The 13,563-nt window shown below is 62.8% G+C and carries 17 protein-coding genes and 1 pseudogene; 8 read left to right on the forward strand and 10 right to left on the reverse strand.

The window, feature by feature from the left end; genetic code table 11:
* Window positions 1–429 carry an NAD(+)--rifampin ADP-ribosyltransferase gene (arr, locus tag KXR83_RS02750; protein WP_437423602.1) on the reverse strand — a complete coding sequence of 143 codons (429 nt, stop codon included), beginning with the start codon at window positions 427–429 and terminating at the stop codon, window positions 1–3.
* A 153-nt stretch (window positions 430–582) separates the two neighbouring features.
* Between arr and KXR83_RS02755 the strand changes: the two genes are divergently transcribed.
* Both KXR83_RS02755 and KXR83_RS02760 read left to right on the forward strand, forming a co-directional pair.
* The gene (locus KXR83_RS02755) at window positions 583–729 is read left to right on the forward strand and encodes a hypothetical protein (protein WP_437423486.1); all 147 of its coding nucleotides are present in this window, start codon (window positions 583–585) and stop codon (window positions 727–729) included.
* An 819-nt stretch (window positions 730–1,548) separates the two neighbouring features.
* A complete protein-coding gene (locus KXR83_RS02760; RefSeq protein WP_317712679.1) occupies window positions 1,549–2,007 on the forward strand; it encodes a VOC family protein in 459 nt (152 codons plus the stop codon).
* Between the two features lie 69 nt (window positions 2,008–2,076).
* On the opposite strand, the gene KXR83_RS02765 is transcribed toward KXR83_RS02760, so the two are convergent.
* The 4 genes from KXR83_RS02765 to KXR83_RS02780 form a co-directional block, all read right to left on the reverse strand.
* Complete coding sequence (locus KXR83_RS02765) at window positions 2,077–2,274, reverse strand: hypothetical protein (protein ID WP_317712680.1); 198 nt, start codon at window positions 2,272–2,274, stop codon at window positions 2,077–2,079.
* Window positions 2,275–2,395: 121 nt separating this feature from the next.
* The gene (locus tag KXR83_RS02770; RefSeq protein ID WP_317712681.1) at window positions 2,396–3,109 is read right to left on the reverse strand and encodes a carbon-nitrogen hydrolase family protein; all 714 of its coding nucleotides are present in this window, start codon (window positions 3,107–3,109) and stop codon (window positions 2,396–2,398) included.
* 24 nt (window positions 3,110–3,133) lie between these two features.
* Window positions 3,134–3,748 carry an O-methyltransferase gene (locus KXR83_RS02775; protein ID WP_317712682.1) on the reverse strand — a complete coding sequence of 205 codons (615 nt, stop codon included), beginning with the start codon at window positions 3,746–3,748 and terminating at the stop codon, window positions 3,134–3,136.
* Window positions 3,749–3,920: 172 nt separating this feature from the next.
* Entirely contained in the window at window positions 3,921–4,532 is a 612-nt protein-coding gene (locus KXR83_RS02780) for a class I SAM-dependent methyltransferase (RefSeq protein WP_437423487.1), read from the reverse strand.
* Between the two features lie 43 nt (window positions 4,533–4,575).
* Between KXR83_RS02780 and zapE the strand changes: the two genes are divergently transcribed.
* On the forward strand, window positions 4,576–5,592 hold the full coding sequence (gene zapE / locus KXR83_RS02785; protein WP_317712684.1) for a cell division protein ZapE: 1,017 nt from the start codon (window positions 4,576–4,578) through the stop codon (window positions 5,590–5,592).
* Between the two features lie 70 nt (window positions 5,593–5,662).
* On the opposite strand, the gene KXR83_RS02790 is transcribed toward zapE, so the two are convergent.
* Window positions 5,663–6,829, reverse strand: a complete 1,167-nt coding sequence (locus KXR83_RS02790) for an epoxide hydrolase family protein (protein WP_437423488.1) — start codon at window positions 6,827–6,829, stop codon at window positions 5,663–5,665.
* A gap of 101 nt (window positions 6,830–6,930) precedes the next feature.
* Here KXR83_RS02790 and KXR83_RS02795 point away from each other — a divergent pair, with 101 nt between their 5' ends.
* A complete protein-coding gene (locus KXR83_RS02795; protein ID WP_437423489.1) occupies window positions 6,931–7,506 on the forward strand; it encodes a CGNR zinc finger domain-containing protein in 576 nt (191 codons plus the stop codon).
* Between the two features lie 16 nt (window positions 7,507–7,522).
* On the opposite strand, the pseudogene KXR83_RS02800 reads toward KXR83_RS02795, so the two are convergent.
* Window positions 7,523–8,467, reverse strand: a pseudogene (locus KXR83_RS02800) (DAPG hydrolase family protein).
* Complete coding sequence (locus KXR83_RS02805; protein ID WP_437423490.1) at window positions 8,443–9,000, reverse strand: GrpB family protein; 558 nt, start codon at window positions 8,998–9,000, stop codon at window positions 8,443–8,445. Before KXR83_RS02805 ends, KXR83_RS02800 begins: the two are co-directional and overlap by 25 nt.
* A 79-nt stretch (window positions 9,001–9,079) precedes the next feature.
* Between KXR83_RS02805 and KXR83_RS02810 the strand changes: the two genes are divergently transcribed.
* From KXR83_RS02810 to KXR83_RS02820, 3 genes are read left to right on the forward strand one after another with little or no spacing between them, the layout of a single operon-like run.
* Complete coding sequence (locus KXR83_RS02810) at window positions 9,080–9,682, forward strand: helix-turn-helix domain-containing protein (protein ID WP_437423491.1); 603 nt, start codon at window positions 9,080–9,082, stop codon at window positions 9,680–9,682.
* Window positions 9,679–10,401 (forward strand): B3/B4 domain-containing protein, encoded by a 723-nt coding sequence (locus tag KXR83_RS02815; protein WP_437423492.1) that lies wholly within the window; start codon window positions 9,679–9,681, stop codon window positions 10,399–10,401. Before KXR83_RS02810 ends, KXR83_RS02815 begins: the two co-directional genes overlap by 4 nt.
* 15 nt (window positions 10,402–10,416) lie before the next feature.
* The gene (locus KXR83_RS02820) at window positions 10,417–11,079 is read left to right on the forward strand and encodes an FMN-binding negative transcriptional regulator (protein WP_437423493.1); all 663 of its coding nucleotides are present in this window, start codon (window positions 10,417–10,419) and stop codon (window positions 11,077–11,079) included.
* 20 nt (window positions 11,080–11,099) lie between these two features.
* On the opposite strand, the gene KXR83_RS02825 is transcribed toward KXR83_RS02820, so the two are convergent.
* Both KXR83_RS02825 and KXR83_RS02830 read right to left on the reverse strand, forming a co-directional pair.
* Window positions 11,100–11,717 (reverse strand): class I SAM-dependent methyltransferase, encoded by a 618-nt coding sequence (locus KXR83_RS02825; RefSeq protein ID WP_437423494.1) that lies wholly within the window; start codon window positions 11,715–11,717, stop codon window positions 11,100–11,102.
* 40 nt (window positions 11,718–11,757) lie between these two features.
* A complete protein-coding gene (locus KXR83_RS02830; RefSeq protein WP_247206860.1) occupies window positions 11,758–12,501 on the reverse strand; it encodes a VOC family protein in 744 nt (247 codons plus the stop codon).
* Between the two features lie 141 nt (window positions 12,502–12,642).
* Here KXR83_RS02830 and KXR83_RS02835 point away from each other — a divergent pair, with 141 nt between their 5' ends.
* The gene (locus KXR83_RS02835) at window positions 12,643–13,515 is read left to right on the forward strand and encodes a S49 family peptidase (protein ID WP_317712693.1); all 873 of its coding nucleotides are present in this window, start codon (window positions 12,643–12,645) and stop codon (window positions 13,513–13,515) included.
* Window positions 13,516–13,563: the final 48 nt, after the last annotated feature.

Consider the following 13,563-nt stretch of genomic DNA (forward strand, 5'->3'; position numbering starts at 1 on the left):
CTAGTCGTAGAGGACTGCATCTCCGCGGCGTCGCAGTGCGTCCAGGCCGGCGCGAAATTGACCAAGGTACTCAGGGGAATGTCCTACCCAGTCGGTCATCTCGCCGATGATCTTGACCGGCTGGGCGCTCCGATAGGAGTGAGTTGGATTTCCGGGGAACTTCTTGTCGGTGACGTTGGGGTCGTCCTCGACGTCGTCGCCGGGCTCCACGATGTAGACGCGACAGGGCCCATCGCCCACGGCCATCTCCGCTGCCAGCACCGCGCCGTCCAACACCTTCGTCATGTAGACATAGTTCGAGATGTGGTCGTCGCGGTAATTGGAGCGATGACCGGGCACGAGGTGATCCCCAACCCGTAGGTCGGCTTTGGTGCCGTGAAAGTAGGCCCCGGACTCGTGCACCACAAAACGTTCCGGCGTGTCCGCCATATCTGCCATCGAGAACCCCTCCGCGTGTCGGTTGCCGGGCGATTGTGCACGACAAACGGGGTCTTGCCGCAAGCCCCCGTCTCCGCGATACGATGAAAGGGGAAGTGATAGCACGGACAATCGAGCCAGGTGTCGCGCCATGGGACTGTTCAGTTGAGTGAGAAACCACCTTCCTCCGAGAATCGCCGTAGGGTCGCGGGAACCGGCGCACTCGTCGCACTCGTCATCGTGGTCGCAGTGTTGGTAATCCTTTTCGCCGTACCGATTTTCATCGTCATCGCCTATCTCGTCGCGCTCTGAACGGGCGAGTGGCTCGCTATCGTCCGAGTGTTAGTGGTAGCTCAATTGGTGCAAACCGACCCCTTTCGTGGCTGGATGCGCCACACTCGAGGGCACGTTCGTCGGGGAGTTGAGCGAGGTTAGAAGCTATGCGAAAGATATCTGTGGGGGTGCTAGCCGGCGCTAGCGTATTGGCAACAGTGGCGGTCGGGGCCACATCCGGAGTTGCATGGGGTGCCAACAATCCGAATGACGTCACTGTGACTGCCGTTGCGGATGGCAACAAAGTAACCATGACTTTCACGAACTCCCACCCTGCTGGAGATGGGGTTGGATGTAACTACGGGGTTCACGAGGATCCGCACTTGCCCGAGCCTGGCTCCAGCGCAACAAGCGGTGCTGTGCAGTCGGATGCGGCCATTGCTGTGCTCAAGCAGCAGTCTGTGGTTCGCGAGTTCGAACTACCAGACGGCAGCTATCACGTCGCTTGGTTGTGCGAAGGTCTCGATTCGACCGGAGTGACCAGGTACACATACTGGGGCACAGAACCTCCGCTGAACATCGTGCATCCCGTGACGAACGAAATTGTTCCGCCAACTGCCCAGTTGATCCCTCTCGTGATCGACACGACCACCCCACCGCCCAATCCGCCAGAGCAGAACTGTTTCGGTAGCGTGTGCCTGCCCTAGCCACAGATTGCTCCCTGAACAGTGCTGCGGAGCAAAGCTGCTGTGGCACAGAGGCATCGATTGTCGGGTTGCAGCAGTGACGACGCAACATCAGGTTCTTCACAGGTCATCGACGATCCAGCTGCCAGTGAATGAGGGGAGATCGATGAGAGTGAGCCGAATCCGACAGATCAAGCTGCCTGTCACCGATCTCGAGAAGAGTGCCAGGTGGTACCGGGATCTACTCGATTTGAGGTTGGCTCACGAGTTCGAGGAGCAGGGCGTCGTCCGCGGCGTGGCTTTGGCGGACCCTGAGTCGGGTGTTGTTGTCGGGCTGCGCGAACGCGAGCACTGCGAAGGCAAGCCTCGTATGGACGGATTTGATGTCGTCGCGTTCGAGCTGGAGTCTGCCGATGCGGTTCATGAGTTCGCTGCCCGATGCGACCAAGATGCAATTGAACACGGAGGGGTGCAAGACCGCGGGCCGTTCGGCGTCGCGTTGGATGTGCCTGATCCCGACGGAACCGTCCTGCGGTTTGTGGCCGGCCAATTCGTCAGCGATGACTTCACCGGATTGTCGTTCGGAGACGGGCCTCCGCAGATGTACACGGAACCTCGCCTTTCGATTTGAGCGCTGGAGGACATGCGGATTCATCTACGAGGCCTTGGCAGTGACCATCGCGCATCGTGAGGCTGCAGGTCAACGACGCTGAGGTTTCTTTGCTTCCCAGACGGCCGTGGCGATACCGATGACGCCCAAGATCAGCAGGACGATACCCAGCGGCTGGCCACGGAACCACCAGAACTCGCTGTCGCGAAAGAAGAGCAAAAGTACAAGCCCCACGATCATGAGTGCCGCATCGGCTACGAGGTTCATAGTCATCTTGTTGGTGAGCATCCCAATAGTGTGACCGCGACCAGCCTCCCCCGCGTCCGACATAGTGATGACTTTGGGGATGAGATGTGGGGACCTCTCAGACTGATCGGGTGTGAGCTCGATGTCGGAATGCATCCCTGATTTACGCAGCGAGTTCGGTGCTCACATGTGCTCCGGGTTGATCGCCAGCCTGTATCACGCAGTGGCCGTTGGCATCCCAGATGGCAGACCCTCCGCAAGTCTGTGTGTATCCGCCGCCAGTCGGACCTGCGAAACCCGCGAACACCACTGGAACCGAGCCCAGGGCGCAGATACGGCGCGCGCGGACACCGAACTCAACCACTTCGTGTGGTCTGTGAACGAGACCGGCAGCGTACAAATCGATCGCCGAGGCGAGGGTGGCGCTGGTGTGATCGTCGATGCGGGTGTCTTTGCAAATCCCGATGCCGACACGCCATCCCGACACCTCCACCACAGCCACCGTCGTTCCCGGTACGTACACACCGATCTCGGGGCCTCCGAGGTGCACTTTGCGGTAAACGACGTCGACGCCGGTTCCCGCCACCGCCAAGACTCCGATGGCCCGTCCGGACAAGTGAGGAACAGCCGCGCCCGCCAGCGCGATCGAGCCCGTCTCCTTGCATGCGTCCACCAGTGGATCCAACGCCGGGTCATCGACGTCGACGGCCTGCGCTTCCAGGCTGTACCCGGTCAGAGACATCTCCGGGAACACGACAAGTCGTGCGCGGCAAAGCCGGACGGCGTCTGCGTGAGCTAGGGCGTTCGCGCGGAGGTCGCCGGTCTTGGTGACCGGTTGCGCCGCAGCTACCCGCAGAGTCGGGCTCTTCGTCGTCAATGGTCTACAGCGCTGTCCCGGCCTTCAGGCGTATCGCCCGACTGCCCAGCCTCGAGCTGCGTCCGGGCGTATCGCCTCGACCTCGACACCATCCTGGAACAAGCCTGTTTGCAGCACGGTTCCGGCTTCGATCGCGTCGCGCCACGCACGGATGGGCCCCTCGCCCCACGGCTTGTGCGGGAGCAGATCGTCGAAGATGAGCACGGTGCCCTCGTGGGCCAGGCGCTTCATGTTGGAGATGTCGGCGGAGGCAACCTCGTACGTGTGCCCACCGTCGATGAAGATCAAATCGAAGGTGCCGTTGGTCTCCGAGTCGGCGAACAGCGGAATGGTCTGGCGCGAATCGCCGGCGATGAGCGTGTGGCGCTCCGGGAACTCCTCGTCGATGTGTTCCTTGGCCATTGACACGTACTCATGTTCGGCCAGATCGAACGACGTGACATGAACGAGGGGGCTCGCGCTGAGGAACGCGTAGCTCGAGAACCCCGCGTTGAAACCGATTTCGCCGATTCGGCGCATGCCTTCGCCGGCGGCCAGAGTCTTGAGGAAGGCAAGCTGCTCGGCGTTCGCGGATCCCTCGACGAACCACCCGTGACCACGGGCTTCGTTGACGATCTCTTCCAGGCGATCAAAGCTCATGTGCCACTTCCTCGGACGGTGAGGCACGTCGCAGCCTCGGGCACCTCATTTTAAGAGCAGCCGCGCACAAGCGTGCGCATACCCTTGCCGACCGTGCGTGTCCGAACTCGCCTGTGAGGATCGAGACAGCGCGGCACGGGAAAGTCGTTGTCCAAGCTTGTCGGCGTACTGCTCATAGGTCCAGCTTCGGCTTTCGCCAAGTGATCGCGTAGCGCCACAGGGGTAAGCGGCGCCAGCTCAGGCCTGGTAAAGCGTGTGTGGCGATGTCTTTGACCTGTGTATAGGTGTGCGGGAAGTCCATCCGCACCGGAGCGTTGTGTTGCCAGTAGCCGCGCCTGCGAGACAGCACTTGGTGTTGTACTGCGCCCACTAGTTCCAAGGCGTGGTCCTGCGCGGTCGAACTGCGTGCGCAGCCAATGACTACCAGGGTGCCGCCTGGAGCTGTGAGACGCGCGAGCCGTTCGAGTCCTGCCGCCAGGTCGGGGAAGTGATGGACGGTTGCCACTGCGGTGACGAGGTCGTAGTGCGCTTCGGGGAGTGGATACGTCAGTACGTCTCCAGCGATCCACGTGACATCGGCTGGGGTGTTCTTCTGTGTGTTGGCCAGCGTCTCACTGTCAGAATCGATACCGGTGACCTCATCGACGTTCTCGGCGAGGCGGGCGGCGAGGAGTCCGTCGCCGGTTCCGACATCGAGAGCCGTTCTGGCCATCGGCGCCGCGGCCACTGCGATGTCGTAGTAGTGGATGTTGTGGTTCCATCGGCGGTGTTGTTCCTGAGCCACTCCACCACTGTGGCATGCGGCGCCGACATGGGACACTTCCAACGTGCGTTCAGAGCAGCAGCTCGTTGCGGCGGTTGATGCATCGGCGACGCGGGCCGGGTTCACTCTGGACGCCGGCCAGCGGCGACTGCTCGACCGACTCGCTTGTGTTGCAGCAACAGCCGACCAGAAGCAGAGACGCCAACCAACGCCTCGTGGCCTGTACATCTATGGCGACGCCGGCAGGGGTAAGTCGTGGCTGACCGACGCGCTCTACGCAGCAGTGCCTACGACCCAGAAGACCCGCATTCACTTCCACCGCTTCTTCGACGAGCTCCATCGCAACATCCACGATCACCGCACCGAGCGGGAAGCTGTGGACCGGGCAATTGACGATGTGACCGGCGCGGGCAGGTTGCTGTTCTTCGATGAGCTGCACGTCCACGATTCCGGCGACGCACGTTTGCTGACACGGTTGCTCGAGAACGCGTTCCGCCGTGGAATCACTGTGCTCGCAACCTCCAACTATGCACCAAAGGACTTGTTGCCGAACCCGGTGTGGCATCACACTTTTGAGCCCGGCATCGAACTGATCGAGACGAATATGGAGCTCTTCCATCTAGAGGGCCCTACCGACTATCGGTCGCTCCGGGTTGATCACGCAGTCGGCTTCGCGGCCGGCACCTGGACTACACGAACGCCAGTGGCGCTTCCACCACGCAGCGAGGCCACAACGGCGGAAGTTCGCGGCCGCCACTTCCCGGTGCTTGCGACACGCCCCGCTCACCTGTGGGTTTCTTTCAGCCAGATCTGCGATTCCCCGACATCGACAATCGAGTACCTGGAATGGGCGCGAGCATTCACCACCTGGACGATCACCGACGTCCCCTTGCTTCGAGACTCCGATCTCGAGGCTCAGCAACGTTTTATCAATCTGGTTGATGTGCTTGTGGATGCCGATGTGTGCGTCCAGTTCGTATCCACCCACGAACTCGTGACCTTCCTCGAAGGTGCCACTCGACGCCCCGACGCGTTTCGGCTGGCCAGTCGCATGCAACTGCTACGTCAGGTACCGGCCTGATGTTCGGCCGCGACGCTGGTCAGCCCTGTGCCGTCACACGCTGGGCCCGCTGAACAATTTGCGGATCGATTCACCTGTTCGCGGCCAACACCGCCGCGAGCCCTTGCTGTAAGTCTTCGATGTAGTAGTCAGGAACTTTCAACGATGGGAAGTGCCCGCCGATTTCGGGTGTACGCCATCGGACGATCTGCCGGAACCGCTCCTGAGCCCAAGCGCGCGGGTACTTTTCGATATCACCCGGGTACGTGGTGATCGCTGCGGGAACGTCCACTCGGAGTTCGGGATCCAGAGAGTTGTGGCTTTCGTAGTAGATGCGGGCCGCAGAAGCGCCGGTGCGAGTCAGCCAGTACAGGGTGACGTTGTCGAGAACGCTGTCGATGGACACTCTTTCGAACGGGCTGTCTTCGGTGTCAGTCCATTCGGCGAACTTGTCGAGAATCCAGGCGAGCAGGCCGGCCGGCGAGTCGACGAGCGAATAGCCGATGGATTGCGGGCGGGTGGCCTGCTGTTTGGCATACGCCGTGCGGTGGGCCCAGAAGTTCTGGGTCTCCTCGGCCCATGACCGTTCGGCCGTTGTCAGCCCATCGGTTGTCAGTCCGGGCGGCGCTTGCGCGAGCGTCGTGTGGATGCCGAGAACCTGTTCGGGGAACCGACCGCCGAGGATGGTCGTGATCACACCTCCCCAGTCGCCGCCGTGCGCCAGGAACTTGCCGTAACCGAGCCGACCCATCAGTTCCACCCAAGCGGCCGCAATCTTTTCGGTTCCCCACCCGGTGGCGGTGGGCCTGTCGCTGTAGCCGAAGCCCGGCAGCGAAGGCACCACGACGTGAAATGCGGGAGCGTCGGCATCTTTCGGATCCGCAAGCTCGTCCACCACGCCGATGAACTCAGCAATGCTGCCCGGCCAACCGTGGGTCACGATGAGCGGAGTGGCGTCGGTGCGGGCAGACCTGCGGTGCAGAAAGTGAATTCCCAGACCGTCAATCGTCGTGCGGAACTGGCCGATCTGGTTGAGCCGGGTTTCGAACGACCGCCAGTTGTACTGTGTGCGCCAGTAATTCAGGACCTCGGTGAGGTCGGCGAGGGGCACACCTTGATCCCATCGGCGGGGATCCGGCGCGGGGGAGTGAACCGTCTCGGCTTCTGGGAGCCGCGTGGCAGATATGCGGGTGCGGAGATCCTCGAGCTCCGAGCCAGGTGCATGGGCCCAGAAGTCGTGTACCTCGTCGGTGTGCATCAGTTCTCCAATTGTTGGGAACCGTCTAAGACGGTTCTGGAACCACCTAAGACAGTTCTAACAGTCGAGGCTCGCCATCCGCAACCGGCTAAGGTGGTTCCATGTCCGTGGGTTTTCCTGACTTCCGCCTCGGGAGTGTGCTGGCAACCAGCTTCACCGGAACGTTGTCGGAGCGACATGGTGAAGCCGTCGAACGCATACCGACGCCTCACCGGCTGGTCGACTGGTTACAGATCAACGGTCTGAATGTGGAGTCATGCACCGCGGCGCAGCTCGAGCGTGCTCGGGAACTGCGGGAAGCCATTCACGCCGTCGCGACGGCTGCAGCGGTGTGGAGTGACCTCCCGAAATCCGCCGTCCGGATCATCAACGACTGCAGCATCGATGGCAGAGCTGCGGCGATCCTGACGCCCGACGGCAATCGCCTCTGGCGACTCAGTTCGCCCTCCCGTGTCGAAGATGCCCTGGGCGTGATCGCCGCCGACGCGATCAGCATCATCGCAGGCGAACGCGACGGGAGGTTGGCCTTGTGCGCCTCGCAAACCTGTCAGGCGGCCTTCTTCGACACCAGTCAAAGTCGAACTCGCAGATGGTGTGACATGAACACGTGTGGGAACCGCCAGAAGAAGGCCCGATTGAAGGCCGCCCAGAGCAGAAGCGCCGAGACGCCGGGTTAGTGGACCTGAGCGATGATCAAGAACCATCGCGGAATTCGGCGAAGAGTCTGGGTAAGAACGCAGCCAAGTGGTTCATCTCTTCGGCGCAGTGGCGGAGGAGATTTCGAGCGAGCTGTGCGCCGGTGCGTCTACGTCCGACCATGGCGACCACAGGCGCAAGTGCTCGGTGACCCACCGGATTGGTGAGCAATCGGGCGCTCATGGGTCGCGATGTGGAACTCGCTGGTACATCCAGGATTTCGGCGCGTCCGAGAAAGAATCGGGACCTCATCTCACTACCGCGATCGGTGGGGCGGACCTGGTGAACAAGTCACCCAGCGACCACCGGGAAGTCGCTTGTACCGATGCGGGCGCAGATGTGGGTGGTACCTGCGCTGGGGGCAAAACCCAGCGAGCCTGGTTCGACGAACCTGATTGCGAAGTGCGACAAGGTGGATCCGATGTACTCGTCGACGTATGACACGTTCCCGATGTAGCGCTCCGTGTCCGTCAGGTGCCGCTGGGAAGTGCGATCATCTCCCCACGCCGCGAAGACATGGGCGCGAGGGTGCCACAACTTGTAACGAGCGCTGTCAGAGCCATGCCACCCGAACCACCAATCCCACATGTCGGCCGTGACATCGGGCATGTCGGTCAGGCACGACACCACAAGAGTTCCCGCCGAAGTTCGGGTCCATCCGGTTTCCACCGGTGTGTATCCCCTCGCCGACAGATGCTCAGCGACATCTTCCACCTCGTAGCCTCCGGCCGTGGGTTCCGGGCCGGTTCTCAGTGCTTTGTCGACGTGCGACGAAAGTGGTTTCATCGTCGAGTCCAGGTAGTGTGCAAAAGGTTTCGTGAGATCGCCGTCCCGATAGCCAAGATGGCGAGGCTCGGTTCGGTATGACCGCGGCAACGGGCGACGGTCGGCGTCAGTGACCTGGTAGTCGGCGATGGTCACGATTTCTCCAGCCCACGCCATGCGCCCTGCGCGGCCCACTTCTCGGCCCGCGCGGTGATCTCTTCGATGAGGGGTCCCTTGGCCGAGGCGTAGGCGTTCATGTCCTGCCAATCGCGCTGAGCCAGGGACTGTTTGAGTTCGCCATAGGCTTTGCGGTCGCGCGGGTCGTGGCGCAACCAATCTCGGAACAGGAGGTGCCGACGTTCCCAATCGCTTCCACTGCGACAGATGTGAACGTGAACGTCGAGGTTTGCCGTGCGCACCATTCGATGCCCGGGCTCACGCACGCGAAGACGATAGCCGGCTGATTCGAGGGCCGGCAGGTAGCTCGCCTCGTCATCAGGGTCGGCGACGCTCAGATCGATGTCGATGACGGGCTTTGCGACCAGACCTGGAATCGAAGTCGATCCGATGTGATCGATACGAAGGGCCCCGTCACCGAGCGCGGCCGCAATACGACGGCGCTCTCGTTCGAAGGTCTGGGGCCAGGCATCGTTGTACGGGACCAGGACTATCGCCCGCTTCTCGATTCCGCCGATCAATTCGAAGGCCATCCGGCAAGACTAAAAGGCTCGGTGGCGCCGAAAAGCGCGAGTACGTCGGATGCACTGTCCGTGCGATATAGTGCACTGCATGGATGTGGCTGTGTCGACACTGTCTGCGGCGATCGGCGCGCGAGTCAGGCAGGAGCGCCTTTCTCGCCAGTGGACTCTCGATCAGCTGGCAGCGGCAGCCGGCGTGAGCAGACGCTTACTCGTCAGTGTCGAGCAAGGTGACGCCAATCCGAGTGTGGGGTCACTCCTCAAGCTCAGCGACGCGCTGGGGGTAGGGTTGCCCGCACTGGTCGAACCCCCGAACGCCAAGGCGATCAGGGTAATTCGTGACGGCGAGGGTGCCGAGCTGTGGAGTGGGCAGTTCGGTGGCCGCGGTCTGCTGGTGGCCGGGACCGGCGCGCCCGACGTCATGGAGTTGTGGGACTGGCTGCTTTCTCCGGGCGAACGCCACGACAGTGAACCGCATACGGCCGGGACCACCGAGATCATCCACGTTCGTGAAGGCGAACTCCTTGTCGAAATCGGAGATGACGCAGTCACTCTCGAGGTAGGGGATGCGGTGACGTTCACCGGCGACGTCGGACACTCCTATGTCAACCCTGGCACCGAGGCAACAAGATTCGTACTGGCGGTGTACGAACCGGGTGTCGGTGTCCAGCTGAGAACGGAGAAGGATCGATGACCGAGTTCGATGAGGCTGTCCCGCTGCTGGCCGGAGCAGAGGTCGATCCCGCAGTGTTCGACCTCCGGCCGGACTACCGAGCAGTGCTGCTTGCCGTCGATGGACTCGCGCCGGCTCCGAGCGATGAAGTGGGCGACGCCCTGCTGCGCAGAGCAGAAGCAGCCGCTCGGACACTGCTTGCCGCGCAACCCGTTGAGCATCTCCCACACGTGGCGGCATGGCGCGAGGCGTATCGGGCGTTCGGAGCCAAACCACAGCGCACACGCAACAGTGTCGAAGCCCTCTTGCGGCGGGCCGAGACCGGGCTGCCCAGGGTCAATCGGCTGACGGACCTGTACAACGCGATCTCGGTACTCCATCAGATCCCCCTCGGCGGAGAAGATCTGGCCGGATATCGCGGCTCACCACGACTGCTACGGGCCACCGGTGAGGAATCGTTCGACACTGTGGCCGGTGGTGAGACGGTCATCGATCATCCGGCTGCCGGAGAAGTGGTGTGGTGTGACGGCGCCGGAGTCACCTGCCGTAGATGGAACTGGCGACAAGCTCAACGCACGCAACTCACCGACGGCACGTCCGAGGCTCTGTTCATTCTCGACGCACTCGATCCCATGGCCGACGAGCAACTCCAGGCCGCGACCGACGAGCTGATCACCCAGCTTGAACTCCTGGGGCCCCATGTACGGGTGGCGTCCAGAACTCTCTCGATCACAACGTGAAAGTGGTTTGCTGACATGCTCATTCATCCTTGGGATGCCGCAGCCGATCCTGACGAATGGCAGCAGTGGATCGCTTCAACCGATCGGTTCGGGATTCTTGCGGTCAACAATCTCGATCCCGCGCAGGCGCCGATTCTGGTTCCCACGCACTTCACGGCCGCGGGCCGCGACGAATTGCTCATCCACCTGGCCCGACCGAACCCGGTGTGGCAGCATCTGCAGGCCGCCGCCGAGGTGAGGCTGGCGGTGGTGGGGGACTACGCCTACATCCCGTCCAACTGGCGCGCCGCTGCGGATCAGCCGGTGGAGCATGGCGTGCCAACGAGCTATTACACCGCCGTGCAGTTCGTGTGCCGGCCGACGATCACGGACGACCCAGAAGACAAGGCGCGCATACTCACCGCCCAACTCGACGACTTCCAGCCGGAAGTCGAGCACGCACCCGTCACTCCTGGTGAGGCCCCCTACGGCCGAATGTTGCCCGGTATCCGCGGTATTCGGCTGGCTGTTCTGCGGGTCGAGGCGAAGTTCAAGTACGACGACAACAAGCCGGTGGAGCACCGTGAAAAGGTCACCGGCAACCTACGTGAGCGCGGTAACGGCCTCGACAAGGCCGCAGCGGCCCAGCAAACGCGACGTCTTGCGGCAGATGCAGAGCGGCGGCGCCGCACAACGTGACCCGGGGCCACGTCGTGGTCTCATCGCCGTGTGGCGAGCATGTGGACGTCAGCGAATCGGTGTTGATCGTCGGGTTGGCTCACCGCCCGCCACACCTCGTCGAATCCGGCGTCGGACAAGGCCGCTGCCAATCGATCGGGGTGCCATCGCCAGGCGGGCGCCACTTTGTGGTCGAACTGCTCGACTTGTCCGGCGTGCGAACTGATCTGGCACGCCAGCAGGATCGGCGCGCCCGCAGAGGTCCGAGAGGCCCAGCAGCGCAGTACATCCGGGATGTCCTCGGGCGGTATGTGGATCAGGCTGAAACGCGCCAGGATGGCAGCGATCGGCAGGTCGCCATCGAGTTGATCAAGCGTGGCATCACCTCGGACGAAATCGAGATGTGGGAACTCGCGCGTCGCCCATGCGAGCATCTGCTCGCTGGGGTCGATGCCGATCGACACCAGACCCCGTTCGGCCAGAAATGCGGTGACCTGTCCCAGCCCGCACCCGACATCAACAACCGGTCCATCGGCGTGACGGTCTCGGACCGTGTCGGCGAACGCCGCGACGGCGTGCTCTTCGAAGGGAGTCAGGAAGGGATGAGGAAACGTTGCGGCATACAGGTCCGCCACTGCGTCGTACCCAGGTTGCTCCACGGTGCGCGTCTCCTTCGTGGCCGTCTGGACCGACCGGCGGCTAGTGTGTCAGGTCGCCTGACCGCGGGTTGCGATGGGTGATGCAGTAGCGGCGACCGATCGGGTCCGACATCACGGTCCAGAACCGGTGGTGCTGCTCCACTTTGGCGCCCCACCCCTCGTGTCGGGCGACCTCCTCGTCGGGGTGGGTGCTGGCGAGGTCGAGATGACCACCGATCGTGGATGAGCCGATCCGTTGGAGCAGCACCCGTAGCGGCATCTCCTTCGGACGTCGCAGATTACGGAATTCGGGCATCACGCCCTGACGCCACGGCCAGCCGGTGAGCGTGGCCCAGAAGTCGCACTCGGCGTCATACAGTTTCGCCGGGATGTCGATGCAGAGCTGATCGATGATGCTGATGGTGTCGCCGGGCCACCGGATGGGCCGGGAACGTTCGTGTTCGCCGTTCCACGGAACCAGGCAGAACCCGAATCCGGCTGGCGAGGTCAACACCACCAAGTCGCTTGCTGCAGAGACGATGTGGGCGCCGAGCGACTTGGCGTGGGCGGTGGCCGGCTTGATGTCGTCGACGTGCAGATCGAGATGGACACCGCCGGGCCCGTCCTTCACCCGCTGAACACGCAGGTGCGGGTCGCCGTTGAAAGGCTCCAGAGATGCGAACTGGCGGTCCGGTCCTCGGGCGGGCGACACCGTACTCCCGGCGATAGCTCGCCAGAACGTCACCTCGTTGCTGAAGCTGTCGGCAGGAAAGTCGAGAAAGGCGCTGAGCCAGCGGATCGTCATCGATCACTCACTCCGAAGCGGTGTCCCATGACGACAGTCTGACATCGACCGCCGTGTGTCCGGCACCGGTCGCGCGCCTTTGTCGTTCCGGCTGAGTCGATGTTCGGCTGCCACCGGCGTACACGCGCATATTGTTGAGGGATGGGTCCGATCAAGCAGCTCGCCAAGAAGATGGCCAAGGCACACGCCGACAAGGTTGCAGTGGTGCGCCTGGAGGGTCCGATCGGCTCGGTCGGGATGGCACGTGGTGGCTTGACCGCCGACAACCTGGAACCGAAACTCAGGCGCGCGTTCGAGACCGAGCGGCTCAAAGCAGTCGTTCTGGTCATCAATTCCCCAGGTGGTTCGCCCGCACAGTCGGAGTACATCGCTGAACGCATCCGCCAGTTGTCCTCAGAGAAGGGCATTCGGGTGATCGCGTTCTGTGAGGACGCGGCAGCATCCGGCGGCTACTGGATCGCCTGTGCGGCCGACGAGATCTACGCCGCGCACACGTCGATCGTCGGTTCGATCGGTGTGGTGTCGTCGGGTTTCGGCGCTCCGGAGTTGCTGGGCAGGGTGGGAGTGGAACGGCGGGTCTACACCGCAGGCGAGAACAAGTCGCGTCTTGATCCGTTCTCGGCGGAGAAGCCCGAAGACGTCGCCTGGCTCCACGGTCTCCAGAACGACCTGCACGCCGCATTCATCACCTGGGTGCGTCAGCGCCGTGGCGCCAAACTCGTCGGGTCCGACGCCGAGCTGTTCAGCGGCGACGTCTGGGTGGGCCGCGCCGCTGCCGACGTGGGCCTCGTCGACGGAATCGGAGTGTTGCGGTCGGTACTGGCCGAACGCTTCCCTGACGCCGAACTCGAGATCATCGCCTCACCTAAACCGCTGCTGACGCGGCTGACCGGGGGTGTGTCGCGCAGCGAAGGTCGGATGGCGGCGATGGCTGCCGAGACCTTCGATGGCGTGGTCACCGGTGTGATGGCGGCCGCCGAACGTCGAGCGCACTGGATGCGGATCGGCCTCTAGGCGTCGCTCGGGTGGTCCTGGCGGCACGGGACCTGTCCGAATTGGATA

The organism is Williamsia muralis, assembly GCF_051487485.1.
In the GTDB taxonomy this organism is placed as follows: domain Bacteria; phylum Actinomycetota; class Actinomycetes; order Mycobacteriales; family Mycobacteriaceae; genus Williamsia; species Williamsia muralis_B.

What these genes read in the sequence shown, in the direction of transcription:
- arr (WP_437423602.1), bottom strand. Translation starts at nt 429, where the DNA reads ATGGCGGACACGCCGGAACGTTTTGTGGTGCACGAGTCCGGGGCCTAC.
- KXR83_RS02765 (WP_317712680.1), bottom strand. Translation starts at nt 2,274, where the DNA reads ATGCTCACCAACAAGATGACTATGAACCTCGTAGCCGATGCGGCACTC.
- KXR83_RS02775 (WP_317712682.1), bottom strand. Translation starts at nt 3,748, where the DNA reads ATGAGCTTTGATCGCCTGGAAGAGATCGTCAACGAAGCCCGTGGTCAC.
- KXR83_RS02790 (WP_437423488.1), bottom strand. Translation starts at nt 6,829, where the DNA reads ATGCACACCGACGAGGTACACGACTTCTGGGCCCATGCACCTGGCTCG.
- KXR83_RS02795 (WP_437423489.1), top strand. Translation starts at nt 6,931, where the DNA reads ATGTCCGTGGGTTTTCCTGACTTCCGCCTCGGGAGTGTGCTGGCAACC.
- KXR83_RS02805 (WP_437423490.1), bottom strand. Translation starts at nt 9,000, where the DNA reads ATGGCCTTCGAATTGATCGGCGGAATCGAGAAGCGGGCGATAGTCCTG.
- KXR83_RS02810 (WP_437423491.1), top strand. Translation starts at nt 9,080, where the DNA reads ATGGATGTGGCTGTGTCGACACTGTCTGCGGCGATCGGCGCGCGAGTC.
- KXR83_RS02815 (WP_437423492.1), top strand. Translation starts at nt 9,679, where the DNA reads ATGACCGAGTTCGATGAGGCTGTCCCGCTGCTGGCCGGAGCAGAGGTC.
- KXR83_RS02820 (WP_437423493.1), top strand. Translation starts at nt 10,417, where the DNA reads ATGCTCATTCATCCTTGGGATGCCGCAGCCGATCCTGACGAATGGCAG.
- KXR83_RS02830 (WP_247206860.1), bottom strand. Translation starts at nt 12,501, where the DNA reads ATGACGATCCGCTGGCTCAGCGCCTTTCTCGACTTTCCTGCCGACAGC.
- KXR83_RS02835 (WP_317712693.1), top strand. Translation starts at nt 12,643, where the DNA reads ATGGGTCCGATCAAGCAGCTCGCCAAGAAGATGGCCAAGGCACACGCC.